Origin of the sequence: Achromobacter sp. Root565 (genome assembly GCF_001427425.1) — a bacterium.
GTDB lineage: Bacteria > Pseudomonadota > Gammaproteobacteria > Burkholderiales > Burkholderiaceae_B > Achromobacter > Achromobacter spanius_D.
On record NZ_LMGO01000001.1, the window covers coordinates 1305907 to 1329776 of the forward strand.

Below are 23870 nucleotides of genomic sequence, written 5' to 3' on the forward strand. Positions count from 1 at the left end.
GTCTCCTGTGGTGTTTTTTTATCGGAACTGAAATCAGGCGGCCGCTGGGCGGTCGCCGGGTATGTCTGGCAGACGGCTCGCCAGCTCGGGGCTGACCTCCACCGTCATGTCCAGCAATCTGAAAGACAGGCTCTTGCCGTGCGTGTCGAGGTTCAGCGCGTCGTTGACGCCGCCGTCCAGTACACCTTCCAGCACGAAGTTCATGGCGTTGAGCATCGGCAGCGAAAACCGCGTCACGCGCTTGGGATGGCGGTAGGCGAACCACTGTGCGACGCGCGCTTCGGTCACTTGCGCGGCCATCACGTCATAGCATTCGGGGTCCCAGGCGATGAGGCTCAGGTTCGAGATGTCTCCCTTGTCCCCGGAGCGGCTGTGGGCAAGCCGGTACAACGGCACGGCGAGCAGGGTGTGGTTCATGGCGCGATCTCCTCCAGGAAGTTCCAGCCGCTCTTTACGGCTTCGCGGGGAATGGTGCAGGACATCATGTTCAGGCGCGGGCGCAGGGCGGTGCGAACGCCGCCACCGCCGGCCGGGCCGCAGGTGTATAGCGCGGTCACTTCGCGCAGCACGCGTTCGGCCTGCGCGCGATCGGCGTTTTCCGTGGCCAGCCGCAGCCGCACGTCGCGGGCGCGGCTGTCGGGCAGCGCGCGGCGCATTTCGCCCGCGTCGTCGCCCAGGATGCTGATCGCGCCGATCAGGTCGGCGCGCAGCTTGTAATCGGCGCCCAGACGCTTTTGCACGATATCGGCGGCGAGGCGTGCTCGTGCTTCGGCCTGCACGCCAGCGTAGGAAATCTCCGCTTCCGCCAGCCAGCCGCCGCGATAGCAGACGTTGACCTTGAGCTCGGCGGGCCGGGCATGGCCCGTGATGCCATGGACGGCAACCCGGTTGCCGCCCAACTCGACGACGCGCGCCTGGCTCAGGTCCGCAACCACGTCCGGGGTCAGGTAGCGGGCCGGATCATGGACTTCATACAGCAATTGTTCCTTCACGGTGCGCGCATCGACCGCACCGCCCGTGCCGTCGGCCTTGCCGATCACGAATTCGCCGTCGGCCTGGATCTCGGCGATGGGAAAGCCGGCCGTATGCACGTCCGGGACTTCCTTCAGCCCCGGCACGCAGAAATAGCCGCCGGTCACCTGCAGCCCGCACTCGAGCATGTGGCCTGCCATGGTGGCGCGTCCCAGACGCGGCCAGTCGGCGGGATCCCAGCCGAAATGCGCCAGCGCCGGACCCAGCGTCAGCGAGGGGTCGGCCACGCGGCCGGCAACCACGATCTGCGCGCCGGCGGCCAGAGCCTGGGCGATTTCTGAGGCGCCCAGATAGGCGGTGGCGCTCACGATGTCCAGGCCGTCCAGCGCGGCGCCCAGACGCTGCGCCAGCAGGTCGCGATGCTCGGCGCCGTTCAGCGCGTCGCCATGCACAACGGCGATGCGTGGGGCAGGCAGGCCCTGTTCACGCGCCAGTTCTGCGATGCGACGCGCGGCAGCGGGCGGGTTGGCCGCGCCGAAATTGCTGACGATGTTGATGCCGTGGCGCAGGCAATCCGCCAGGATCGGACCCACCAGTTCGTCCAGCAACGGTTCATAGCCGCGGCGGGGGTCGTCATTGCGCGCAAGCTGCGCCAACGCCAGCGTCCGTTCCGCCAGCGTCTCGAAGATCAGCGTGCCGCCGCCTTGGGCGGCCAGGGTGCGGACCACGGCCGCGGCGCCATCGCTGCGGTCGCCGGAAAATCCGGAGGCGCAGCCGATGAGCAAGGGAGATTGAGACATGAGCAGTCCAGGCGCGTTCAAGGGGTTGGAACGACTATAGGCAAGGCGCGATCATCCGTAAAATAGAAAAATCGGATTGATTAATACAAGAAAGCCATGAATCTATCGTCCCGCCAATTGCGTGCCTTTGTCGCGCTTGCCGACGAAAGGCACTTCACGCGCGCCGCCCAGCGCTGCCATTTGACGCAGCCGGCGTTCAGCGCCCTGATCCGTTCGCTTGAAGACAGCGCCGGCGTGCGGCTCTTTGACCGCAGCACGCGGCATGTCGAGCTGACTGCCGAAGGCCGCGTGCTGGATGCCACGGCGCGGCGGCTGTTGGCGGATATGGACCTTGCGATGGGCGATCTGCGGGATCTGGCGGAACGGCGCCGGGGCAGGGTAACGCTGGCCGCGCTGCCGTCCCTTGCGGCGGGATGGCTGCCGAATCTGCTGGCCCGCTTCCGGCATGATCATCCGGGCATCGCGCTTGACCTGCGGGATGCCTTGCTCGATCCCTGCCTGGACATGGTGCAAAGCGGCGTGGCCGATTTTGCCGTGGCGTCCCGGCGGCCCGACATGACCGATCTGGATAGCGAATTCCTGCACGCGGATCGCTACTTTCTGGTGTGCCGCGTGGACCATCCGTTGGCGGACCAACCGCGTGTGCGGCTGCGCGACGTGTTGCGGCACCCGATCATCCAGCTTGCACGCGGCAGCAGTGTGCGCAAACATCTGGATGAAGCGCTGGGCGCGGAGGCGCCGTTGCCCGTTTTCGAGGTCGAGCACCTGGCGACCGTCACGGGTCTGGTGCGGGCCGGTCTTGGCGTGTCGGTCGTGCCCGCGATGACGCTGTTCCATTTCCGCAGCGACGACCTGCGCGTTGTGCCGCTGGCGGGCCGCGCTTTGACGCGGCCGCTGTATCTGGTCCGCCGCAAGGGCCGCAGTCTGTCGGTGGCTGCGCAGGCACTGGCCGAATTGCTGATTGCGCATCGGGGCGATATCGGCGGCGCCGGGCATCCGCCGGGTGCGCAAGATCAGTCCTAAACCCGCTTACGGCGAACCGCTACTTTCGCAAAAGTCTATTGCTGGATAAACTCCGATAGTTGTAGCTTCTATCCGTCACTAGAAGGATTCCGCCCATGAGCAAGCAAATCATTCATACCGACACCGCGCCCGCCGCCGTCGGCCCTTACTCGCAAGCGGTTGCCGTCAGCGGCACCAAGACTGTCTATCTCTCGGGCCAGATCGGCCTGGAGCCCGGCACCGGCGACCTGGTATCTGAAAACTTCGACGCGCAGGTGCGTCAGGCGTTTGCCAACATGCAGGAAGTCATCAAGGCTGCGGGCGGCACGCTGGAAAACGTGGTCAAGCTCACGCTTTTCCTGACCGACCTGGGTAAGTTCACGGCGGCCAACGCCATCATGGCCGAGATCATTCCCCAGCCGTTCCCGGCGCGCTCCACGATCGGTGTGGCCAGCTTGCCGAAGGGCGCGCAGTTCGAAGTCGAAGCCATCATGGTCCTGTAAGGCGCGCCCGGACGTTTCATTCCAGGGGTTCGTTCCTACATGACGGCCGCAGCCGTGGCCTCCAAGCGTACCGGCGCCGACAAAAACGGCGCCGGCAAGATGACGGATACGGAGCGCAAGCTTCGTAACCTGGGTTTGGTGCTGCCCGAGGACTTCGTGCTGCACCTGCCGCTGCGCTACGAAGACGAAACGCGCGTCATTCCGATCAGCGCCTTGCGTCCGGGCTTTGCCGGCCAGGTCGAAGGCGAGATCACCAAATCCGAGGTCCTCTACCGGCCCCGGCGCCAGCTCACCGCCACATTGGCGGACGAGAGCGGCGAACTCCAATTGCGCTGGCTGAACTTCTACCCCAGCCAGCAAAAGCAAGTGACCGTGGGCAAGCGCCTGCGCGCCCGCGGCGAAGTGCGCGGCGGGCTGTTCGGCCGCGAGATGGTGCATCCGCGGCTGACCAACGCGGATTCGCCGCTGCCCACCGCGCTCACGCCCGTCTATCCCACCACCGAAGGGCTGCCGCAACCGGCGTTGCGGCGGGCCATTGCGCAGGCGCTGAACACCGCCAACCTGTCGGACACGCTGCCCGATGCGGCGCGCGCCCGCTACGACCTGCCGCCGTTCGAACCCGCGATCCGCGCGCTGCACACGCCCGCCCAGGGTGAATCCGAACAGGCCCTGCTGGACCGCGTGCACCCGGCCTGGCGGCGCATCAAGTTCGACGAGTTGCTGGCGCAGCAGCTCTCGCTCGCCGCCGCTCGCGCGGCGCGCCGCATCAAGGAAGCCGAATCGCTGCCCGTGCAGAACGGGGCAGGCGGGCTGGTGGCACGCTTGTACGACACGCTGCCCTTCAAGCTGACTGGCGCGCAGCAGCGCGTCGTGCAGGAAATTTCGGCGGATCTTGCCAAGCCTTATCCCATGCACCGCCTGTTGCAGGGCGACGTAGGTAGCGGCAAGACCGTCGTGGCGGCCCTGGCGGCGGCGCAGGCCATCGCGGGCGGGGCGCAGGTTGCGCTGATGGCGCCCACCGAAATCCTGGCCGAGCAGCACTTTCGCAAGCTGTTGTCCTGGCTGCAGCCGCTGGGCGTGAACGTCACGTGGTTGAGCGGCAGCCTGACCGCGAAGGCCCGGCGCGAAGCCGTGGCCGCCGCCGCCGATGGCAGCGTGCAGCTTGTCGTCGGCACGCAGGCGCTGATCCAGGACCATGTTGAATTCCACCGGCTGGGCCTGTCCATCGTCGACGAACAGCATCGCTTCGGTGTCGGCCAGCGCCTTGCGCTGACGCGCAAGGGCGAAACCGTGCGCGGCCGCATCGTGCCGCACCAGCTCAACATGAGCGCCACGCCCATCCCGCGCACGCTCGCCATGACCTTCTTCGCGGACCTGGACGTGTCCGTGATCGACGAGCTGCCGCCCGGCCGCAGCCCCGTGGTGACCAAGCTGGTTTCGGACGCGCGGCGCGAAGAGGTCATCGCCCATATCGCGCAGGCCGCGCGCGGCGGCCAGCAGGCGTATTGGGTCTGTCCGCTGGTCGAGGAAAGCGAAGCCCTCGAACTGCAAACCGCCGTCGACACCTACGAAGGCATGCGGACCGATCTGCCGGACCTGCGGATCGGCCTGGTGCATGGCCGCCTGCCGCAGGCCGAGAAGGCCGCCGTGATGCAGGCTTTCCGCGACGGCGAGATCGATCTGCTCGTCGCCACGACCGTCATCGAAGTCGGGGTAGACGTACCAAATGCTTCGCTGATGGTGATTGAACACGCCGAGCGCTTCGGCCTTGCGCAGCTGCACCAGTTGCGCGGGCGCGTGGGGCGGGGCACGGCCGAGTCCGTGTGCGTGCTGCTCTATCAGACGCCGCTGTCGCAGGTCGCGCGCGAACGCCTGCGCGCCATGTTTGAAACGTCCGACGGTTTCGAGATCGCCCGGCGCGATCTGGAACAGCGCGGCCCCGGCGAATTCCTGGGCACGCGCCAGTCGGGCATGGCGCTCTTGCGGTTTGCCGACCTGGAAACCGATGCCGCGATCGCCGAAGACGCGCGCGACGCTGCCGCGTGGCTGCGCACCGAACATCCCGCCGCCGTCGAGGCGCATCTGGCGCGCTGGATGCGCGGCCGCGAAGACTTCCTGCGGACCTGACATGCGGCCCGTCAACCCTCTTGAATCCTCAAGCGCCGGCCACGGGGCCGGCGCCATAACCCCGGGGGCGTAGTCCACCATGACTCTCACCGAACTCAAGTACATCGTCGCCGTCGCCCGCGAGCGGCACTTTGGCCGCGCGGCCGAGGCCTGTTTCGTCAGCCAGCCGACGCTGTCCGTGGCCATCCGCAAGCTGGAGGACGAGCTGGGCGTGACCCTGTTCGAACGCGGCGGCTCGGAAGTCGGCGTGACGCCCATCGGCCAGCGCATCGTCGCGCAGGCGCAGAAGGTGCTCGAGGAAAGCGCCAGCATCAAGGAGATCGCCAGGCAGGGCCACGATCCGCTGGCCGGCCCGCTGCGCGTCGGCGTCATTCACACCATCGGGCCGTACCTGCTGCCCAAGCTGGTGCCCGTGCAGATCGGCCGCACGCCGCAGATGCCGCTGCTGCTCCAGGAAAACTTCACCGTCCGTCTCGTGGAGTTGCTGCGCCAGGGCGAAATCGATTGCGCCATCATGGCCTTGCCGTTGCCCGAAGCCGGCCTGGTCATGCAGCCGCTCTATGACGAACCCTTCGTGGTGGCCGTGCCAAACGACCATGAACTCGCGCAGCGCAAGTCCATCGACGCCCAGGACCTGAAACAGCAGACCATGCTGCTGCTGGGCAGCGGCCATTGCTTCCGCGATCAGGTCCTTGAAGTCTGTCCCGAACTGTCCCGCTTCTCGGCGGCCAGCGATGGCATCCAGCGCACGTTCGAAGGCTCGTCGCTCGAGACCATCCGCCACATGGTCGCGGCCGGCATCGGCGTCACGGTGCTTCCGATCACTGCCGTGCCCGAAAATCCGCCCGCCAACAGCCTGTTGCGCTACGTGCCGTTCGAAGGCCACGTGCCCGAGCGCCGCGTGGTGCTCGCATGGCGGCGCAGCTTTCCCCGCCTGGCCGCCATCGAGGCGCTGGCGCAGGCCGTCTATGAATGCGAACTGCCCGGGGTGAAGATGCTGGCGGGCGAAGCAGCGGCCGTGCAGGATTGACGCGGCGGCCGTAGCCGGCCAATGGCGCCTTTGCGCGGGGCGTCCTCACGCGGGGCGTCCTCACGCGAGGCGTCCGCACGCCGCGTCAATCGGTCGCAGCCCATTGTGAGAACGGCTTCGCCACAACGGCCGTTCTGTCGTGTTTGCAGTGGTATTCTTATTTCCGCCTTTTTCCATAGGAGCTAGCAATGGCCAAGTCCACCAAGAAGACCTCGAGCGTTCCGCGCATCAACATCGGTATTTCGGACAAGGACCGCGCCGCGGTTGCCGGCGAACTGTCCAAGTTGCTGGCCGATTCGTACACGCTGTACCTGATGACGCACAACTTCCACTGGAACGTCACGGGGCCCATGTTCAACACGCTGCATCAGATGTTCATGACGCAGTACACCGAAGAATGGAACGCGCTGGACAGCATCGCCGAGCGCATTCGTGCGCTGGGCCACTACGCGCCGGGCACGTATCGCGAATACGCCAAGCTGTCGTCGATCGCCGAACCGGAATCGGTGCCGGACGCGCTGGAAATGGTGCGCCTCTTGGTCGACGGCAACGAGTCGGTCGCCAAGACCGCGCGCGCTGCCTTCGAAAAGGCCGACGCCGCCAACGACCAGCCCACGGCCGACCTGCTGACGCAGCGCCTGGACGTGCATGAAAAGAACGCCTGGATGCTGCGCAGCCTGCTGCAGTGATCGGGACGGCCGGCTTTTCTCGAGGAAAGCGGCCGGTTCTTTAGGCTTGAGCTAAATGGCCGCCCAGAGGGGCGGCCATTTTTTTGCCTTGCGTGCGTGCCCTACAGGTCGTAAACCGGAATGGGCGGAATACGTTTGGCCGGCGGCGGAATGCGCCACGACGCTCTGCGGCGCAGCGCGCCCAGCAGTTTCAGCCCCTGCGGCCAGTCGGCCAGGCCGCTGTCCGCATTGATATGGCCGGCGCCGGGCAGGACCACGACGCGGCTGCCCCAGTCCGCCGCGAAGACGCGCGCGCGTTCCAGCGCGCAATAGGGATCATTGTCGCTGGCGACCACCACGCTCTGGAAAGGCAGCGGCTGGCGCGGGATGGGCGCGAAGCCGCGCAGGCAATCGGGCGTATCGGCGCGTTCGACGTCGGCGGGCGCGACCAGCAGCGCGCCGGCGACCTTGGCGCGCAAGGGGACCGGGAGGGCGGCGCTGATCAGGCAGCCGAGGCTGTGCGCCACAAGCAGGACCGGGCTGCGGGCGTCGTCGACCTCGGCCGTCAGGCGGGATATCCAATCGGCCGCGCTGGGGTTTTCCCAGTCGTGCTGCTCGATGCGCCGAGCGTTGGGCAACAGGGCCTGCCACCGGGACTGCCAGTGGTCGGGGCCGGAGTTTTTCCAGCCCGGGACGATTATCGGTTGGAGTCTCATGCGGCACATGATGCCGCCGCCGTTTAGTAACTCAAACGAATTAATGGTCTTTTGCATATACGGCGTTCGGAATAAGGCGGGGCGCCCCAAACGATGCCGCAGTGCATCACAAAACCCCGGAAAACCCTGCGCCAACCCACCCAAAAGCCGAGATATTTCAGTGTATGCTTGCCGTGCAAATGCACCGCCAACGGGCATGACATCTACGTTTCCGGCCGTCAGCCCGTTGATGGATCAACGATTAAAAGTCATTCGAGGAGTCCACTCATGAAGCCAGTTTTCCGTCTGACCCCGGTCATCGCAGCACTGGGCGTCGCCGCTGGTTTGACGTTTGGCGCGGCCGCGCACGCGCAGACGATCAAGATCGGCGTTGTCGGCCCCACCACCGGCGCGGTCACGCAGTATGGCGATATGGTCCGTGAAGGGGTCGATACCGCGGTCGAGCGCATCAACGCCGCTGGCGGCATCAATGGCAAAAAGCTGGAAACCGTGGTCATCGACGACGGCTGCGAACCCAAGCAGGGTCCCAACGCCGCCAACCGTGTCGTCAACAGCAAGATCGGTTTCGTCGTGGGCCACGTGTGCTCGGGCGCCACCATCGCCGCCGCCGACATCTACAACAACGAAGGCGTGGTCATGGTCACCCCGTCGGCCACGTCGCCGGCCCTGACCGACGGCAAGAACTACGAGTTCATCTTCCGCACCATCGGCCGTGACGACCAGCAAGGTCCCGCCGCCGCCAAGTTCATCCTCGACAAGATCAAGCCCAAGAAGGTCGCCGTGCTGCACGACAAGCAGTCGTACGGCCAGGGCATCGCCACCGCGGTCAAGAACGACCTGGAAAAGGGCGGCGTGGCCGTCGCCGTGTTCGAAGGCATCAACGCCGGCGACAGCGACTACTCGGCGGTCATCACCAAGCTCAAGAGCCAGGGCGTGGACTTCGTCTACTACGGCGGCTACCACCCCGAAATGGGCCTGCTGCTGCGCCAGGCGGCCGAGCAGGGCGTGAAGGCCAAGTGGATGGGTCCGGAAGGCACGGGCAACCCGGACATCAACGCCATCGCGGGCGACGCCGTCGAAGGCATGCTGCTGACGCTGCCGGCCGACTTCACGCAGAACGCCGCCAACGCCGACATCGTCAAGGCGTTCGAAGCCAAGAAGCGCAACGCCAGCGGCGCGTTCCAGATGACCGCCTACGCGGCCACGCAGGTCATCGCGGACGGCATCAAGGGCGCTGGCTCGGACGATCCCACCAAGGTCGCCAAGTACCTGCACGCCAATTCCTTCGACACGCCGATTGGCAAGGTGTCGTGGAACAAGCAGGGTGACCTGACGAACTTCCAGTTCGACGTGTTCACCTGGCACAAGGACGGCTCCAAGACCGTCTACAAGTAAATCGCAGGACGGCGGGCCGCCGCAGGCTCGCCGCACGCGAAAGGCGCTTGTCCTGCGCCACAAAAAACCGGGCCGCAAGCTGATCGCTTGCGGCCCGGTTTGTCATTGCGGGGGCTGGGGCAGGGGGCTGACGCCCCGTCGCTTACAGGCCCTGAACGCGGCGGCCCGTGTCGGCCTCGAACCAGTGCAGGGGATGGCGGCCGTCCGGGCCCACATTGACCTGCATGCCAACCTTGGCCGACGACTCGGAAAGCTGGCGCGTCGTGCAGCGCACGACCAGCGTGCTCTTGCCGCAGCGGCAGTGCACGAGCTGTTCCGAGCCCAGGGTTTCAACCATTTCGACTTCGGCGGGAATGCCCTGGGTGTTCAGCAGCATGTGCTCGGGGCGCATGCCCATGATGATCTTGCGGCCGCGGACCTGCGACGGCACCTGCAGCGGCGAGATCTCGAGCTGGTTGCCGTCGGCGGTCTGCACCGTGCCATCGCCAGCCACCTGCACTTCCATCAGGTTCATCGGGGGCGAGCCGATGAAGCCGGCGACGAACGTCGAGGCGGGTTTTTCAAACACTTCCATCGGGGTGCCGATCTGCTCGGGAACGCCTTGGTACATGACGATCATGCGGTGCGCGAGCGTCATGGCCTCGACCTGGTCGTGCGTCACGTACAGGCTGGTCGTGCCAAGGCGGCGATGCAGCTTCATGATTTCCAGGCGCATCGCCACGCGCAGCTTGGCGTCCAGGTTGGACAGCGGCTCGTCGAACAAAAATACCTTGGGTTCGCGAACGATGGCGCGGCCCATCGCGACGCGCTGCCGCTGGCCGCCCGAAAGCGCGCGCGGTCGGCGGTCGAGCAGGTGGCCCAGTTCCAGGATCTGCGCGGCAATGTCGACGCGCTTCTTGATCTCGTCCTTGGAGAACTTGCGGATCTTCAAGCCATAGGCCATGTTTTCGAACACGGTCATGTGCGGGTAGAGCGCATAGTTCTGGAACACCATCGCGATATCGCGCTCGGCGGGTTCCAGCGTGTTGACGACCTTGTCGTCAATGACGATTTCGCCGCTGGTCACGGTTTCCAGGCCGGCGACCATGCGCATCAGCGTGGACTTGCCGCAGCCCGAGGGGCCGACGATGACGATGAATTCACCGTCCTTGACGTCCATGTCGATGCCATGGATGACCGGCACGTTGCCGGCATAGGTTTTCTTGACGTTACGGAAGCTGAGAGTAGCCATGAGTTATTCGTGTTCGGAGTCGTGTTCGGGTGGGCGCGCGGGGGGTGCGATCATTTTTCAGTGTCGACCAGACCCTTGACGAACCATTTCTGCATCAGGATGACGACCAGCGCCGGCGGGATCATCGCGAGCATGGCGGTGGCCATGGTGATGTTCCATTCGGTCACGCTGTCGCCGCCGCTGATCATCCGCTTGATGCCGATGACGACGGGGTACATGTCTTCCTGCGTGGTGACGAGCAGCGGCCACAGGTATTGGTTCCAGCCGTAGATGAACTGGATCACGAACAGCGCGGCGATGCTGGTCTTGGACAGGGGCAGCAGCACGTCGCGAAAGAAGCGCACGGGGCCCGCGCCGTCGATGCGCGCAGCCTCGATCAGCTCGTCCGGCACCGTCAGGAAGAACTGGCGGAACAGGAACGTGGCCGTGGCGGACGCGATCAGCGGCAGGGTCAGGCCCGCATAGCTGTTGAGCAGGCCCAGATCGGCCACGACCTTGTAGGTGGGCGCGATGCGGACTTCGACCGGCAGCATGAGCGTGACGAAGATCATCCAGAAAAAGAACATGCGGCCCGGAAAGCGGAAGTACACGACCGCGAAAGCCGACAGCAGCGAGATCGCGATCTTTCCGATCGAGATCGCCAGTGCCATGATCAGGCTCACGTACATCATGCGGCCGACGGGCGCGCCCGACGAACCGCCCGACGATCCGCCGAAAAGCGCCTGCATGTAGTTGTCCACGAAATGCGGACCGGGAATCAGCGACATCGGCGCCTGAGCGACTTCCTGCGCGGTCTGGGTGGACGCGACGAAAGTGACGTAGAGCGGAAATGCCACCATCGCCACGCCGCAGAGCAGAATGACGTGGGCCAGAATATCCAGCCAGGGACGGCGTTCAACCATTGTTATCAGCCTCGGACAAAATCAATACTGCACTTTGCGGTCGACGTACCGGAACTGTACGACCGTCAAGGCAACCACAATGAACATCAGGACGACGGACTGGGCGGCGGACGAACCGAGATCCAGGCCGCGGAAGCCGTCGCTATACACCTTGTAGACCAGGATCGAGGTCGACGTGCCCGGGCCGCCTTGCGTCGTCGTGTCGATCACGGCAAACGTGTCAAAGAAGGCGTAGATGATGTTGACCACCAGCAGGAAGAACGTGGTGGGCGACAGCAGCGGGAAGACGATGGTCCAGAAGCGGCGCGCGGGGCTGGCGCCATCGATCGCGGCGGCTTCGATGAGCGAACGCGGGATCGATTGCAGGCCGGCCAGGAAGAACAGGAAGTTGTACGACACCTGCTTCCAGACGGCCGCGATGATCACCAGGGTCATCGCCTGATTGCCGTCCAGGCGGGGATTCCAGTCCACGCCCGACTTGCGCAAGGCCACGGCCAGGATGCCGACCGAAGGCGAAAACAGGAATAGCCACAGCACGCCGACGACGGCGGGCGCCACGGCATACGGCCAGATGAGCAGGGTCTTGTAGAGCCCGGCGCCGCGGATCACGCGGTCGGCCATTACGGCGAGCACCAGCGACACGCCAAGGCCAACACCGGCCACCAGCACCGAAAACACGGCGGTGACGCGGAAGGAGTCCAGGTAGCTCTGTTGCGAGAACAGTTCCATGAAGTTGTCCAGGCCGACGAACTGCGAGGACAGACCGAAGGGATCTTCAAGGCGCATGGACTGCCACATGGCTTGTCCGGCGGGCAGGAAGAAGAACACCACGGTAATGATCAGCTGCGGCAGGAGCAGCAGATAGGGCAAGGTCTTGTGCCCGAATACAACGCGTTTTTCCATAGGGGGAACCCAAGGTACAGAAAAGCGGCGGTTGAAATAACCGCCGCCTGAAACCGCCATCGCGCATGCCGCGCGTGGCGCCCGGAGCCCGAAAGCACCGGCACTCATAAAAACACGATAGGCTTAAAGCCCCAGAAAAACCAGGGCTTTAAGCCTCGTAAGTCCTTGTCGCAACATGGAAAATGCCGATTGACAAGGCGGTCAGATCACGCGAAAGGGCGTTACTTTACACTCTTCTCGAACTTTTCCAGCAACTCGTTGCCGCGCTTGACGATGTTCTCGGCGCCGTCCTTCGGAGCAACCTTGCCCGAAACGATGCGTTCGATTTCAGCGTCTTCGATTTCGCGGATCTGGGGCAGGAAGCCCAGGCGCAGGCCGCGCGATTGGGCGGTCGTTTCGACGTTCAATTGCTTCACGCCGACTTCGGTGCCCGGGTTCTTGTCGTAGAAGCCTTCCTTCTTGGTCAGCTCGTACGCAGCCTTGGTGACGGGCACGTAGCCGGTCTGCTGGTGCCAGCGGGCGGCGATTTCGGGGCTGGCCAGGAACTTGAAGAACGCGGTCACGCCCTTGTAGGTTTCGGGCTTCTTGTTGGCGAAGACCCACAGCGAGGCGCCGCCGATGATGGTGTTCTGCGGCGCGCCTTGCACGTCGGCGTAGTAAGGCAGCGTGGAGGTGCCGAACTCGAACTTGGCGTTCTTGGCGATGTTCGCGCGCAGGCCGGACGAGCCGGTGATCATGGCGCACTTGCCGCTGATGAACAGCGAGTTGGGCTCGTCGCCGCGGCCGCCATACATGAAGATGCCTTCCTTGCCGAGCTTGGCCAGGTTTTCCAGGTGGCGCACGTGCAGCGGGGTGTTGATGGCGATGCGCGCATCCACGCCGCCGAAGCCGTTGTCCTTGGTGGCGTACGGCACGTTATGCCAGGCCGAGAAGGTCTCGAGCTGGGTCCACGACGGCCACGACGTGGTGTAGCCGCATTCCTGGCCAGCGGCCTTCAGCTTCTGGCCGGCAGCGGCCAGCTCTTCCCAGGTCTTGGGGGGATTGTCGGCGTCCAGGCCAGCCTTCTTGAAGGCGTCCTTGTTGTAGTAAAAGACGACGGTCGAGCTGTTGAACGGCATCGACACCAGCTTGCCGTCGGCCGACGAGTAGTAGCCAGCCACCGCGCCGATGAATTCCTTGGGATCGATCGGATTGCCGGCTTCTTCGGACATCTGCTGCACCGGCTTGATGGCGCCCTTGGCGTACATCATGGTGGCGGTGCCGACTTCGAAGACCTGCAGGATGTCCGGCGCGTTGCCGGCGCGGAACGCGGCGATGCCGGCGTTCATGGATTCACCGTAGTTGCCCTTGTAGATGGCCTTGACCTGGTAGTCGGGGTTCTTCTTGTTGAATTCCTCGACCAGGCCGTTGACGCGGTCGCCCAGCGCGCCTTCCATCGAATGCCAGAACTGGATCTCGGTGGCTGCTTGCGCGGAAGCGCCGGCGAAAGCCGTCATGATGGCGGCAAAGGTCAGTGCAATACGATGGGATCGCATAAAGGGTTCTCCAGTTGGGCGTGTTGCGAACGGGTTGTCCGGGCGCATGAAACACGACACCTTATGAATTGTTTGTGACAAAACCGTGACTTTCACATCACTACAAACGCCTGTCAAATTGCGCGTTTCATGCGCGAACGAACATTTCTGGGGTTTTTGCTGCCCGGAAGTGACCGTTTACAATTGCCGCCTATGAAAAACGAACTTTCGATTGCGTTCATCGGCGGTGAGGGCAGGGTGAGAGCCCTGGCCGCGCGCCCGGCCGGCAAAGTATGCGCCGCCAGGGACGTTCATGTCATTGACATAAACCAGCATGCAACGCGCGCATCGCAGGCGGGGCGGCCGACGGGCGCGCGAGCCCGTAATGGTCGCATGGTGCGCACCGCCGGGGCACTGTTCGCGCGCGCGACACGGAACATGCAAGGTGTTGCGGCTTCGACACGTCAATGGATGCAAGACAACGTCGCGATTGCGCGAATGGCTGCAGTTGGCGCAGTGCGCGGGCCGATCGGAGCGTGCCGCCAATGACACCGTCCGCCGCGCGCTTTCCGGCCATGACCCGCCTGCAGTTCGGCATTTCGGTGCTGTGCATGCTGGCTGTCGTGGTCGGCTCCAATATCCTGGTGCAGGTGCCGCTCAATGACTGGCTGACATGGGGCGGGCTGTCCTATCCGGTGGCGTTCCTGGTCACCGATGTGCTCAACCGCCGCTTCGGCCCGGGCGCCGCCCGGCGCGTGGTGTGGTTTGGCTTTGCCGCCGCCCTGGCCGTGTCCGTCTGGGTGGCCTCGCCGCGCATCGCGCTGGCCTCGGGGCTGGCGTATATCTGTGCGCAGCTCGTCGACATCCAGGTGTTCGACCGCCTGCGCGACCAGCGCTGGTGGCGTGCGCCGCTGGCGTCCGGGGTGCTGGGCGCCATATTGGATACGGCGGTGTTCTTCAGCGTGGCATTCGCCGCATCCGGGGCGCCGTGGGTCACGTGGATGCTGGGCGACCTGGCGATCAAGCTGGTCGTCAATATCAGCATGCTGGCGCCGTTCCGTGCCCTGATGTGGAACCTGGCCAAGCCCGCGAACGCTTAGCCGCGTTCCGCTCCGTCTGCGCGAGGCCATGACTACGCGCGTCCGATGCTGTTTTAAGCCGGACGCGCGTTTTTTATTAATCCGCCAGACATTATTTGCGCGGTACGCAGTAAGTCCGGCGTAAGCACTGTATTTAAATGCGTTCTTAAACGCCGTATTAATGCGTTTTCATATAAATAGCCTAACCATAAATTCCAGCAAAGCGCCAGCGGACATCGCAGCCGGAATTGCGTTTTCTCCAACGAATTCACCGCATTACGCGAGCTATCCGTCACGAATAAAAGCCCCAATTGAAATATTGGGGATTACACGCAGTGACAGTATGACGGCTTGCTTTCAGAATACCGGCCACACCGTGTTTTTGCCCAAGAAGCCGGCGACGGGCAATGCGGACGAAGGGGTACTCTCCCGATAAGCCGTGTTGGACAGAGCCGCTCAAAACCTCGCTGGAGAACTCCGCATGAAGTTTCTGAATCGCCTTACCCCGGTAGCCATGGCGCTTGGGGCACTTGCCTTGGCTGGCGCCGCGCACGCCGCCGACACGATCAAGATCGGCATTCCCCAGCCCATGACCGGTCCCAACACGCAATACGGCGACCAGATCCAGGCCGGCGCGCTGACCGCCATCGAGACCATCAACGCCAAGGGTGGCGTCAAGGGCAAGAAGCTCGAACCGATCCTGATCGACGACGGCTGCGAACCCAAGCAGGCCGTGCCCGCCGCCAACCGCGTGGTCAACTCCGGCGCCAAGTTCGCCGTGGCCCATGCATGCTCGGGCGTTACGGTCGCCGCCGTGAAGGTCTACGAGGAAGAGGGCATTGTCGGCATCACCCCGGGCGCCACGTCGCCCCTGGTCACCGACACGATCAAGCCGCATTTCTTCTTCCGCACCATCGGCCGCGACGACCAGCAAGGTCCGTACGCCGCCGGCTACATCGCCAAGACCTTGAAGCCCCAGAAGGTTGCCGTGCTCCACGACAAGCAGACCTACGGCTCGGGCGTGGCCACGCAGGTCAAGGACGCGCTGGCCAAGGAAAAGGTCAACGTCGCGCTGTTTGAAGGCATCAACGTCGGCGACAGCGACTACTCGGCCATCATCACCAAGCTGAAGTCCGCGGGCGTGGACCTGGTCTACTTCGGCGGCTATCACCCCGAGCTGGGCCTGCTGCTGCGCCAGGCGCGTGAACAGGGCCTGAAGGTTCAGTTCATGGGTCCGGAAGGCACGGCCAACCAGGATCTGGTGGCAATCGCCGGTCCGGCCATCGACGGTCTGCTGGTCACGCTGCCGGCCGACTTCACCAAGCTGCCGGGCAACGAAAGCATCGTCAAGGCCTTCAAGGACGCCAAGCGCGATCCGGACGGCGCCTTCCAGATGCCGGCCTACGCCGCGGTCCAGATCCTGGCTGACAGCATCAACGCTGTCGGCGAAGATCCGGCCAAGGTCGCCGACTACATGCACAAGACCACGTTCAACACCGGCATCGGCAAGGTCGAATACGATGCCAAGGGCGACCTGAAGGACTTTGAGTTCGCCGTCTATAAGTGGGACAAGGACGGAAAGAAGACCCAGCTGTAAACTCGCGATCCCGCCGGCGTGTCGCCGGCGTGTAGGGCCTGCTGTCTCCGTCTTGCCGTAATCCGCGTAGCGATGCGCCAAAAGCGCTGTGCGGCCGGCAAGGCGGCGCCGGCAGGCCCTTATAAAATACGCCCAGGTTTCCGGCTCCGGGTCTCGCTACCGGAGCCGGAACTATTTGGAGCAATGGAATCATGTCCGACCTCATACCCCAACTTACCCAGCAATTCTTCAATGGATTGTCCCTGGGAGCGATCTACGCGCTGATTGCCATCGGCTACACAATGGTCTACGGCATCATCGGCATGATCAATTTCGCCCACGGCGAAATCTATATGATCGGCGCCTATGTGGGCCTGGTCACCTTGACGGCAATCGGCACCAACAGCGGCTTGCCGACCCCCTTCATCATCGCGGCCATGCTGCTCGTTGCCATTACGGTTACCGGCATCTACGGCTTTTCGGTCGAACGCGTGGCGTACCGGCCGGTGCGCGGCAGTCCCCGTCTGGTGGCGCTGATTTCCGCCATCGGGATGTCGATCTTCCTGCAGAACTGGGTGGCCCTCGGCCAGGGCGCACGCGACATGGCCGTGCCCTCGCTGGTGTCGGGCGCCGTGCAGTTCCACATGGGATCGGACTTCGACGTGACCGTGCCGTATTCGCGCCTCATGATCATCGTGGTGACGGTGGTGCTGATGATCGCGCTGACGCTGTTCATCAAGTATTCCCGCATGGGCCGCGCATCGCGCGCCTGCTCGCAGGACATGCACATGGCCAACCTGCTGGGCATCGACACCAACCGCGTGATCTCGTTCACGTTCGTGATGGGTGCGATCCTGGCGGCAGTGGGCGGCGTGCTGATCGCCATCACCATCGGCAAGCTCAATCCCTTCATCGGCTTCCTGGCCGGCATCAAGGCCTTCACGGCGGCGGTGCTGGGCGGTATCGGCAGCATCCCCGGCGCCATGCTGGGCGGCGTGCTGCTGGGCCTGGCCGAGACCTTCGCGGCCGCCTATATATCGTCGCAGTACAAGGACATCGTGGCGTTCTCGCTGCTGGTCCTGATTCTGCTGTTCCGTCCCACCGGGCTGCTGGGCAAACCTGAGGTGGAAAAAGTCTGATGTCGACCAACAATCTCAAAAACGCCACGATGGCGGCCGTGCTGACGGCGGTCATCGTCACCCCGGTCTTCGGTCTGCAGCTTATCCGCCAGGGCGCGCGCACGTCGATGGAATCGAACTGGTCGCTGGTGGCGCTGGCCGCGGCGGTGGTGTTCGTTTTCCAGCTGCTGCGACCGTGGCTTGCCATACCGTTCAAAAAGTTGAAGACCAGCCTGCCGACGCTGTCGTCGGCGCCCGCCCGCAACCATAAGCCGCTGATGCTGCTGCTGCTTGCCGTTGCGGTGATCTGGCCGTTTTTCGCGGGCCGCAGTTCGGTGGACATCGCCACGCTGGTGCTGATCTACGTGATGCTGGGCCTGGGCCTGAACATCGTGGTGGGTTTTGCCGGGCTGCTGGATCTGGGCTTCGTGGGCTTTTACGCCGTCGGCGCCTACACGTATGCGTTGCTCTATCACTGGGGCGGCTGGAGCTTCTGGGAAGCGCTGCCGTTCGCGGGTGCAATGTCGGCGCTGTTCGGTTTCGTGCTGGGCTTTCCGGTGCTGCGGCTGCGCGGTGACTATCTGGCCATCGTGACGCTGGGCTTCGGTGAAATCATCCGCCTGCTGCTGATCAACCTGAATAAGATGACGGGCGGTCCTGACGGTATTTCCGGCATTCCGAAGCCGACGTTCTTCGGCCTGGAAATGACGCGCCGCCCCAGCACCGAGGGCGGAACGACGTTCCATGAGTTCTTTGGGCTGACGTTCCAGAACCAGGACATGGTGATCTACCTGTACATGATGGCGCTGCTGCTGGCGCTGGTGACGCTGTTCGTCTCCACGCGCCTGATCCGCATGCCGGTCGGCCGCGCCTGGGAGGCGCTGCGCGAGGACGAGATCGCCTGCCGTTCGCTGGGCCTGAATCCCACGCGCATCAAGCTGTCCGCATTCACGCTGGGCGCCATGTTTGCCGGCTTTGGCGGCGCGTTCTTCGCGGCGCGCCAGGGCATGGTGAATCCGGAGTCCTTCACGTTCATCGAGTCCGCGCTGATCCTGGCCATCGTGGTGCTGGGCGGCATGGGTTCGCAGGTGGGTGTGATCCTCGCTGCCATCCTGCTGACCGTGCTGCCCGAACTGGCGCGCGAGTTCGCCGAGTACCGGATGCTGATGTTCGGTCTGGTGATGGTATTGATGATGATGTGGCGTCCGCAGGGGTTGTTGCCCATGAAGCGTCCCCACGTGGAGCTGGCTAAATGAGCGAGGCATTGCTGAAAGTTTCCGGCCTGACCATGCGGTTCGGCGGCCTCCTGGCCGTCGACAGCGTGGGTTTCGAGGTCATGTCCGACGAGGTCTTTGCCATCATCGGCCCGAACGGGGCGGGCAAAACCACGGTGTTCAACTGCGTGGGCGGCTTTTATGCGCCAACGGCCGGTGAAATCGTCATGGACGGCAAGCCCATCACGGGTCTTGCCAGCCACAAGGTGGCGCGCCATGGGCTGGTGCGCACGTTTCAGAACGTGCGCCTGTTCAAGCAGCTGACGGTGCTGGAAAACCTGCTGGTCGCGCAGCATACGCAGGTCGAGTCCCGGCTTCTGCCTGGTCTGCTGAAGACCAAGGGCTATCGCCAATCCGAATCCGAGGCGCTGTCGCGTGCGGCGCAATGGCTGGATTTCATGGGCCTGCGCGAGTTCGCCAACCGCGAAGCCGGCAACCTGGCCTATGGCCACCAGCGGCGTCTGGAAATCGCGCGCTGCATGATCACCAAGCCGCGCCTGCTGATGCTGGATGAGCCGGCCGCGGGTCTTAATCCTCAGGAAAAACGCGATCTGCAATCGCTCATCGACCAGCTACGCCGCGAATTCGGCGTGGCGGTGCTGCTGATCGAGCACGACATGAGCCTGATCATGGGCATTTCGGACCGCATTCTGGTCATGGAACACGGCAAGCCCATCACGACCGGCACCCCCGAGCAGGTGCGCAACGACGAGCGCGTCATCAAGGCGTACCTGGGGGAGGAATGATGCTGAAGCTGGAAAACATACACACGTACTATGGCGCCATCCAGGCGTTGAACGGCGTGTCGGTGGACGTCAACCAAGGCGAGATCGTCACGCTGATCGGCGCCAACGGGGCGGGCAAGACGACGCTGCTGATGACGGTCTGCGGCAATCCGCGGGCGCGCGAAGGCAAGATCACGTTCGAAGGCGAGGACATCACAAACAAGGACACGCACCACATCATGCGCAGTGGCATTGCCATTTCGCCTGAAGGACGGCGCGTGTTCAAGGACCTGACGGTCGCCGAGAACCTGATGATGGGCGGCTTCTTCTCCAAGCGCGACCAGATTGAGGCCGGCATTGACCACGTCTACGGTCTGTTCCCGCGCTTAAAAGAGCGCGCCAGCCAGCGCGCGGGCCTGATGTCGGGCGGCGAACAGCAGATGCTGGCCATCGGCCGCGCGCTGATGACCCGGCCGCGCCTCTTGCTGCTGGACGAACCGACGCTGGGCCTGGCTCCGCTGGTGATCGCCCAGATCTTCGACATCATCCGCGAGATCCGCGAGCAGGGCGTGACCGTGTTCCTGGTCGAGCAGAACGCCAACAAGGCACTGGGCGTGGCGGACCGCGGCTACGTGCTGGAAAACGGCCGCGTGGTACTGCAGGACACCGGCGCCAACCTGCTGGTCAACGACAAGGTGCGCAAGGCGTACCTGGGCGGTTGACCTCTTCCCCACGAAGGAAGCAGGCGCATCGAAAGATGCGCCTTTTTTTTGTTTTGGCGGTGGGAATGCGTAGCGGCCGGTGTCTGACACCCTTGAAGCACTGCGGCTGACCCGGGGTTATCGCACTTGGGTGTCAGACACCTCGTTCAGCGGCACTTCGCGTAGCGGCCGGTGTCTGACACGCTTGAAGCACTGCGGCTGACCCGGGGTTATCGCGCTTGGGTGTCAGACACCTCGTTCAGCGGCACTTCGCGTGGCGGCCTGTGTCTGACACCCTTGAAGCACTGCGGCTAACCCGGGGTCAACTCACCTGGGTGTCAGACACATCATGCCCCTTACGCGGCGATCCGTTCCGCGGGCTGGTCGGCCTGGTAGTGCGCGATGGCGGCGCGGGCAAGGGCGTCGATGGAGTCGGTGAGGGTCACGCCCAGGCTGGGGCGCAGGGCGTGGGGGACGGCCAGGGGCAGTTCCGTGCAGCCCAGCACCACGGCGTCGGCGCCGCGGGCCTTCAGGCGGGCGATGCATTCGGCGGCGGGCGCGAAAGCGTCTTCGAGCTGGTTTCCCTTGACGGCGCGGATCGAGCCCATGCAGAAGCGTTCGACTTCGTCGTCGTCAGGCACGATGCACTCGTAGCCTTGGGCTTCGAGGTGGCGCTGGTAGAGACCGAGCTTGAGCGTGGCAGCGGTGCCCATCAGGCCGATGCGGCCGCTGGGCAGGCCGAGCCGGCGCAGGTCTTCGATGACCGCCTGGATGATGTGCAGCACCGGCAGTTGCGTGGACGCGGCGATCTCGTCGAACCACAGGTGGGCGGTGTTGCACGGAATGGCGATGAGCTGGGCGCCGGCCTGTTCCAGGAAGCGCACGCCATCAACCATGTGGGGCAGGGGGCTTTCTCCGCCGGCCATGTAGGCGCTGGACCGGTCAGGAATGCGGGGATCGTTGCGCAGCAAGGTGGGAATGTGTTGCTGGTCAACCGTGGCGGGCGTCAGCGCCGCCAGGCGAAGGGCAAAGGCCGCGCCGGCCATGGGGCCCATTCCGCCCAATACACCCAGGTAGCAGCCCTGGGAAAACGTCTTCACTTTAGGTACTCCGTGCTCATGCATCACCGGGCGTCAGGACATGGCCCGGGCGTTCGGTGCCCGTCCGTTCCCCGTCCCAGACCTGCCTGCCGTTGACCCACACGGCGTGGATGCCCCGGCTTGCCTGAATGGGCGCTGAAAAAGTGGCCGCGTCGGTGACGGTGGCGGGATCGAACAGCACCAGGTCAGCATGATACCCCTCCCGGAGCAGGCCGCGCCGGGCGACGCCGTACTGGGCCGCGGCCAATCCCGTCATCTTGTGGATGGCGGACTCGAGCGACAGCAGGTTCTGTTCACGCACCATGGTGCGTAGCACGTTCGTGAACGTGCCCCATTGGCGGGGGTGCGGATGCGGGTCGAAGGGCAGACCGTCCGAGCCAACCATGGTCAGCGGATGGGCGAAGATGCGTTTGACGTCCGACGGGTCCATCAGGAAATAGATGGCGCCGGCCGGGGCCAGCCGGGCGACGGCGGCTTCGTCGTCCAGGCCCAGTTCGGCCATGACGTCGCTGAAGTCGCGGCCCGTGGCCTCGGGATAGCCTTTGGACCAGGTGATCATCGTGCGGCTGGCGAGCCGCGCGCGGTCCAGCCGCAGCATGGTCGACGTCGCGGGGTAGGGGTGGCAGTCCAGGCAGACGGGCTGCGCGGCCGCGGCGCGGCTGATGAGGTCCAGCGTTTCGCGGGTGCGGCCGTGATTGCGTTCGCCGGCCAGCTTGTGATGCGAGAACACCACGCGGGATTCGGTTTCGCGGCCGATGAGCAGCGCCTCTTCCATGGCGGGCACGATGTGGTCGGCCTCGTCGCGCAGGTGCGTGGCGTAGATGCCGGCTCGGCCGCGCAGCGGTTGGCACACGTCGATGATCTCGTCCGTGGGCGCGGCGCTGGCCGGCGGATAGAAGGTGCCGGTCGATACGCCGAACGCGCCGGCGTCCAGCGCTTCCTGCATCAGGTCGCGCATGGCGGCCCGTTCGGCGTCGTTGGCCGCGCGCGAGGTGTCGTCCATGACGGCGACGCGCAAGGTGGTGTGACCCACCAGCGGAATCACGTTGACGGCCGCCGGCGTGTCGCGCAGGGCGTCCATCCAGGCGCGGAAGGTGCCAAAGCGGAACAGCGCTGGCGGACCCAGCAGATCGAGCGGCTGCGGGACCTGCGTGCGCGCGAGCGGCGCCAGGCTGATGCCGCAGTTGCCGGTGACGACCGTGGTGATGCCTTGCGACACCTTGGGCAGCATGTCGGGATGCGCCAGCAGGTAGCCGTCATCGTGGGTGTGCGAGTCGATGAATCCCGGCGCCAGGACCTGGCCCCGGCCGTCGATGACCGGCACGCCTGCGGGCTGGGCAAAGCTGCCCACCGCCGCGATGTGCCCGCCGCGCACAGCCAGGTCGCCGTGGGTGGCGGGCCCGCCCGAGCCGTCGATGAGCGTGGCGCCCGCGACGATGAAGTCAGCCTGCAAGGTGTCTGCCGTCATGAAGAATGCTCAGTCCAGTTTTTCGATGCCGGCGGTGTCGATGATCTGCTGCCACTTGGCGGTTTCGCGATCGATCAGCTTCTTGAAGTCCGCCGGGGAGCCGGTGGCAGGTTCCGCGCCCAGCGTGGCCAGGCCCTGGCGCACTTCCGGCGCTTGCAGCGCCTTCTGAATGGCGGCGTTCAGCGTCGCCACCACGTCGTCGGGCGTGCCCTTGGGCGCGACCACGCCGCCCCAGGCGACGGTCTCGTAGCCCTTCAGGCCGGATTCGTCCAGCGTGGGCACGTCGGGCATCAGCGACAGGCGCTTCAGGCTGCTGACGCCGATGGCGCGGACCTTGCCGCTCTTGACCAGCGGCGCGGCCTCGGACGTGTTGACGAACAGGTAGTCCAGGCGGCCGCCCAGCAGATCCTGGATGGCGGCGGGGCCGCCGTTGTACGGGATGAACATCACGTCCAGCTTGGCCATGCTCTTGAAGAGCTCGCCGCCCATGTGGCCGGTGGTGCCGACGCCCGATGCGCCATAGGACAGACGGCCCGGCTCCTTGCGGGCGCGGTCGATCAGTTCCTGCACGCTGTTGACGGGCGAATCGGCCGGGACGATCAGGGCGTTGTACAGGTCGAACATGTGGGCGACCGGCGTCAGGTCCTTGTCCACGTCGTACGGCAGGCGCTTGAACAGCGAGCGGTTGACCGCCAGCGTATTGATGTTGCCGTAGCCGACCGTGTAGCCGTCCGGGGCTGCGCGCTTGATGAGCGCAATGCCGATGTTGCCGGCAGCGCCAGGGCGGTTTTCGACGACCATCGTGGCGCCGGTGTCCCGGGCGATCTGCGTGGTGATCAGGCGCGACAACACGTCGGGCGAGCCGCCAGCGGCGGAAGGCACCACGAAGGTGATCGGCTTGTCGGGATAGCCGGCGGCCGAGGCGGCGCCGGCAAAGGCGACGCTGAGCGCCGCCATGGAAAGACTGCGAAGGAGCGCGCTGCGCATGGTGGATTTCCCCTGGTTTTGTTTTGTGGAGCGGGCAGATTACACCCGCCCATGCGGCACTGCGTCATCGAAAAATGTC

The 23870-nt window shown here is 64.7% G+C and carries 22 protein-coding genes; 12 read left to right on the plus strand and 10 right to left on the minus strand.

What is annotated here, in order from left to right:
* Positions 1 to 33: 33 nt before the first annotated feature.
* Entirely contained in the window at positions 34 to 417 is a 384-nt protein-coding gene (locus tag ASD71_RS05875) for a hypothetical protein (RefSeq protein ID WP_056561019.1), read from the minus strand.
* Positions 414 to 1772, minus strand: a complete 1359-nt coding sequence (locus ASD71_RS05880) for an acyclic terpene utilization AtuA family protein (protein WP_056561021.1) — start codon at positions 1770 to 1772, stop codon at positions 414 to 416. Before ASD71_RS05880 ends, ASD71_RS05875 begins: the two co-directional genes overlap by 4 nt.
* 96 nt (positions 1773 to 1868) lie before the next feature.
* Here ASD71_RS05880 and ASD71_RS05885 point away from each other — a divergent pair, with 96 nt between their 5' ends.
* The 5 genes from ASD71_RS05885 to ASD71_RS05905 all read left to right on the plus strand — a co-directional run bounded on the left by ASD71_RS05885 (position 1869) and on the right by ASD71_RS05905 (position 7123).
* Positions 1869 to 2795, plus strand: a complete 927-nt coding sequence (locus tag ASD71_RS05885) for a LysR family transcriptional regulator (protein ID WP_056561024.1) — start codon at positions 1869 to 1871, stop codon at positions 2793 to 2795.
* 95 nt (positions 2796 to 2890) lie between these two features.
* Complete coding sequence (locus ASD71_RS05890; protein ID WP_056561027.1) at positions 2891 to 3277, plus strand: Rid family detoxifying hydrolase; 387 nt, start codon at positions 2891 to 2893, stop codon at positions 3275 to 3277.
* A 39-nt stretch (positions 3278 to 3316) separates the two neighbouring features.
* The gene (gene recG / locus ASD71_RS05895; RefSeq protein WP_056561030.1) at positions 3317 to 5404 is read left to right on the plus strand and encodes an ATP-dependent DNA helicase RecG; all 2088 of its coding nucleotides are present in this window, start codon (positions 3317 to 3319) and stop codon (positions 5402 to 5404) included.
* 79 nt (positions 5405 to 5483) lie between these two features.
* Positions 5484 to 6434 carry a LysR substrate-binding domain-containing protein gene (locus tag ASD71_RS05900; protein WP_056561033.1) on the plus strand — a complete coding sequence of 317 codons (951 nt, stop codon included), beginning with the start codon at positions 5484 to 5486 and terminating at the stop codon, positions 6432 to 6434.
* A 188-nt stretch (positions 6435 to 6622) separates the two neighbouring features.
* Complete coding sequence (locus ASD71_RS05905; RefSeq protein WP_056561036.1) at positions 6623 to 7123, plus strand: Dps family protein; 501 nt, start codon at positions 6623 to 6625, stop codon at positions 7121 to 7123.
* A 101-nt stretch (positions 7124 to 7224) separates the two neighbouring features.
* On the opposite strand, the gene ASD71_RS05910 is transcribed toward ASD71_RS05905, so the two are convergent.
* Positions 7225 to 7818, minus strand: coding sequence for an alpha/beta hydrolase (locus tag ASD71_RS05910; RefSeq protein ID WP_056561039.1), 594 nt, complete (start codon positions 7816 to 7818; stop codon positions 7225 to 7227).
* A 267-nt stretch (positions 7819 to 8085) separates the two neighbouring features.
* Between ASD71_RS05910 and ASD71_RS05915 the strand changes: the two genes are divergently transcribed.
* Positions 8086 to 9213: a branched-chain amino acid ABC transporter substrate-binding protein gene (locus ASD71_RS05915; protein WP_056561042.1), complete on the plus strand. Its 1128-nt coding sequence runs from the start codon at positions 8086 to 8088 to the stop codon at positions 9211 to 9213.
* A gap of 142 nt (positions 9214 to 9355) precedes the next feature.
* On the opposite strand, the gene ASD71_RS05920 is transcribed toward ASD71_RS05915, so the two are convergent.
* The 4 genes from ASD71_RS05920 to ugpB all read right to left on the minus strand — a co-directional run bounded on the left by ASD71_RS05920 (position 9356) and on the right by ugpB (position 13784).
* Positions 9356 to 10444, minus strand: a complete 1089-nt coding sequence (locus ASD71_RS05920; protein WP_056561045.1) for a sn-glycerol-3-phosphate import ATP-binding protein UgpC — start codon at positions 10442 to 10444, stop codon at positions 9356 to 9358.
* A gap of 50 nt (positions 10445 to 10494) precedes the next feature.
* Positions 10495 to 11346 (minus strand): sn-glycerol-3-phosphate ABC transporter permease UgpE, encoded by an 852-nt coding sequence (gene ugpE / locus ASD71_RS05925; RefSeq protein WP_056561049.1) that lies wholly within the window; start codon positions 11344 to 11346, stop codon positions 10495 to 10497.
* Positions 11347 to 11367: 21 nt separating this feature from the next.
* Positions 11368 to 12249, minus strand: a complete 882-nt coding sequence (gene ugpA / locus ASD71_RS05930; protein ID WP_056561051.1) for a sn-glycerol-3-phosphate ABC transporter permease UgpA — start codon at positions 12247 to 12249, stop codon at positions 11368 to 11370.
* Between the two features lie 221 nt (positions 12250 to 12470).
* A complete protein-coding gene (gene ugpB / locus ASD71_RS05935) occupies positions 12471 to 13784 on the minus strand; it encodes a sn-glycerol-3-phosphate ABC transporter substrate-binding protein UgpB (RefSeq protein WP_056561054.1) in 1314 nt (437 codons plus the stop codon).
* A 524-nt stretch (positions 13785 to 14308) separates the two neighbouring features.
* On the opposite strand from ugpB, the gene ASD71_RS05940 reads away from it, so the two are divergent.
* The 6 genes from ASD71_RS05940 to ASD71_RS05965 all read left to right on the plus strand — a co-directional run bounded on the left by ASD71_RS05940 (position 14309) and on the right by ASD71_RS05965 (position 20257).
* A complete protein-coding gene (locus tag ASD71_RS05940; protein WP_056561057.1) occupies positions 14309 to 14863 on the plus strand; it encodes a queuosine precursor transporter in 555 nt (184 codons plus the stop codon).
* A 460-nt stretch (positions 14864 to 15323) separates the two neighbouring features.
* The gene (locus ASD71_RS05945; protein WP_056561060.1) at positions 15324 to 16439 is read left to right on the plus strand and encodes a high-affinity branched-chain amino acid ABC transporter substrate-binding protein; all 1116 of its coding nucleotides are present in this window, start codon (positions 15324 to 15326) and stop codon (positions 16437 to 16439) included.
* A gap of 191 nt (positions 16440 to 16630) precedes the next feature.
* Positions 16631 to 17557 (plus strand): high-affinity branched-chain amino acid ABC transporter permease LivH, encoded by a 927-nt coding sequence (gene livH, locus ASD71_RS05950; RefSeq protein ID WP_056561063.1) that lies wholly within the window; start codon positions 16631 to 16633, stop codon positions 17555 to 17557.
* Positions 17557 to 18792: a high-affinity branched-chain amino acid ABC transporter permease LivM gene (locus ASD71_RS05955; RefSeq protein WP_056561065.1), complete on the plus strand. Its 1236-nt coding sequence runs from the start codon at positions 17557 to 17559 to the stop codon at positions 18790 to 18792. Before livH ends, ASD71_RS05955 begins: the two co-directional genes overlap by 1 nt.
* Positions 18789 to 19556, plus strand: coding sequence for a high-affinity branched-chain amino acid ABC transporter ATP-binding protein LivG (livG, locus tag ASD71_RS05960; protein ID WP_056561068.1), 768 nt, complete (start codon positions 18789 to 18791; stop codon positions 19554 to 19556). Before ASD71_RS05955 ends, livG begins: the two co-directional genes overlap by 4 nt.
* The gene (locus ASD71_RS05965) at positions 19556 to 20257 is read left to right on the plus strand and encodes an ABC transporter ATP-binding protein (protein ID WP_056561071.1); all 702 of its coding nucleotides are present in this window, start codon (positions 19556 to 19558) and stop codon (positions 20255 to 20257) included. The genes livG and ASD71_RS05965 overlap by 1 nt, the downstream gene beginning before the upstream one ends.
* A gap of 335 nt (positions 20258 to 20592) precedes the next feature.
* On the opposite strand, the gene ASD71_RS05970 is transcribed toward ASD71_RS05965, so the two are convergent.
* From ASD71_RS05970 to ASD71_RS05980, 3 genes are read right to left on the minus strand one after another with little or no spacing between them, the layout of a single operon-like run.
* Positions 20593 to 21336, minus strand: coding sequence for an aspartate/glutamate racemase family protein (locus ASD71_RS05970; protein ID WP_056561074.1), 744 nt, complete (start codon positions 21334 to 21336; stop codon positions 20593 to 20595).
* A gap of 16 nt (positions 21337 to 21352) precedes the next feature.
* Positions 21353 to 22804, minus strand: coding sequence for an amidohydrolase family protein (locus ASD71_RS05975; protein ID WP_056561087.1), 1452 nt, complete (start codon positions 22802 to 22804; stop codon positions 21353 to 21355).
* A gap of 9 nt (positions 22805 to 22813) precedes the next feature.
* Positions 22814 to 23791 (minus strand): tripartite tricarboxylate transporter substrate binding protein, encoded by a 978-nt coding sequence (locus ASD71_RS05980; protein ID WP_056561092.1) that lies wholly within the window; start codon positions 23789 to 23791, stop codon positions 22814 to 22816.
* Positions 23792 to 23870 lie beyond the last annotated feature (79 nt).

Excerpts from the sequence above, each read along its gene's own strand:
- ASD71_RS05875 (WP_056561019.1), bottom strand. The coding sequence starts at position 417 with ATGAACCACACCCTGCTCGCCGTGCCGTTGTACCGGCTTGCCCACAGC.
- ASD71_RS05880 (WP_056561021.1), bottom strand. The coding sequence starts at position 1,772 with ATGTCTCAATCTCCCTTGCTCATCGGCTGCGCCTCCGGATTTTCCGGC.
- ASD71_RS05885 (WP_056561024.1), top strand. The coding sequence starts at position 1,869 with ATGAATCTATCGTCCCGCCAATTGCGTGCCTTTGTCGCGCTTGCCGAC.
- ASD71_RS05890 (WP_056561027.1), top strand. The coding sequence starts at position 2,891 with ATGAGCAAGCAAATCATTCATACCGACACCGCGCCCGCCGCCGTCGGC.
- recG (WP_056561030.1), top strand. The coding sequence starts at position 3,317 with ATGACGGCCGCAGCCGTGGCCTCCAAGCGTACCGGCGCCGACAAAAAC.
- ASD71_RS05900 (WP_056561033.1), top strand. The coding sequence starts at position 5,484 with ATGACTCTCACCGAACTCAAGTACATCGTCGCCGTCGCCCGCGAGCGG.
- ASD71_RS05905 (WP_056561036.1), top strand. The coding sequence starts at position 6,623 with ATGGCCAAGTCCACCAAGAAGACCTCGAGCGTTCCGCGCATCAACATC.
- ASD71_RS05910 (WP_056561039.1), bottom strand. The coding sequence starts at position 7,818 with ATGAGACTCCAACCGATAATCGTCCCGGGCTGGAAAAACTCCGGCCCC.
- ASD71_RS05915 (WP_056561042.1), top strand. The coding sequence starts at position 8,086 with ATGAAGCCAGTTTTCCGTCTGACCCCGGTCATCGCAGCACTGGGCGTC.
- ASD71_RS05920 (WP_056561045.1), bottom strand. The coding sequence starts at position 10,444 with ATGGCTACTCTCAGCTTCCGTAACGTCAAGAAAACCTATGCCGGCAAC.
- ugpE (WP_056561049.1), bottom strand. The coding sequence starts at position 11,346 with ATGGTTGAACGCCGTCCCTGGCTGGATATTCTGGCCCACGTCATTCTG.
- ugpA (WP_056561051.1), bottom strand. The coding sequence starts at position 12,249 with ATGGAAAAACGCGTTGTATTCGGGCACAAGACCTTGCCCTATCTGCTG.
- ugpB (WP_056561054.1), bottom strand. The coding sequence starts at position 13,784 with ATGCGATCCCATCGTATTGCACTGACCTTTGCCGCCATCATGACGGCT.
- ASD71_RS05940 (WP_056561057.1), top strand. The coding sequence starts at position 14,309 with ATGACACCGTCCGCCGCGCGCTTTCCGGCCATGACCCGCCTGCAGTTC.
- ASD71_RS05945 (WP_056561060.1), top strand. The coding sequence starts at position 15,324 with ATGAAGTTTCTGAATCGCCTTACCCCGGTAGCCATGGCGCTTGGGGCA.
- livH (WP_056561063.1), top strand. The coding sequence starts at position 16,631 with ATGTCCGACCTCATACCCCAACTTACCCAGCAATTCTTCAATGGATTG.
- ASD71_RS05955 (WP_056561065.1), top strand. The coding sequence starts at position 17,557 with ATGTCGACCAACAATCTCAAAAACGCCACGATGGCGGCCGTGCTGACG.
- livG (WP_056561068.1), top strand. The coding sequence starts at position 18,789 with ATGAGCGAGGCATTGCTGAAAGTTTCCGGCCTGACCATGCGGTTCGGC.
- ASD71_RS05965 (WP_056561071.1), top strand. The coding sequence starts at position 19,556 with ATGCTGAAGCTGGAAAACATACACACGTACTATGGCGCCATCCAGGCG.
- ASD71_RS05975 (WP_056561087.1), bottom strand. The coding sequence starts at position 22,804 with ATGACGGCAGACACCTTGCAGGCTGACTTCATCGTCGCGGGCGCCACG.
- ASD71_RS05980 (WP_056561092.1), bottom strand. The coding sequence starts at position 23,791 with ATGCGCAGCGCGCTCCTTCGCAGTCTTTCCATGGCGGCGCTCAGCGTC.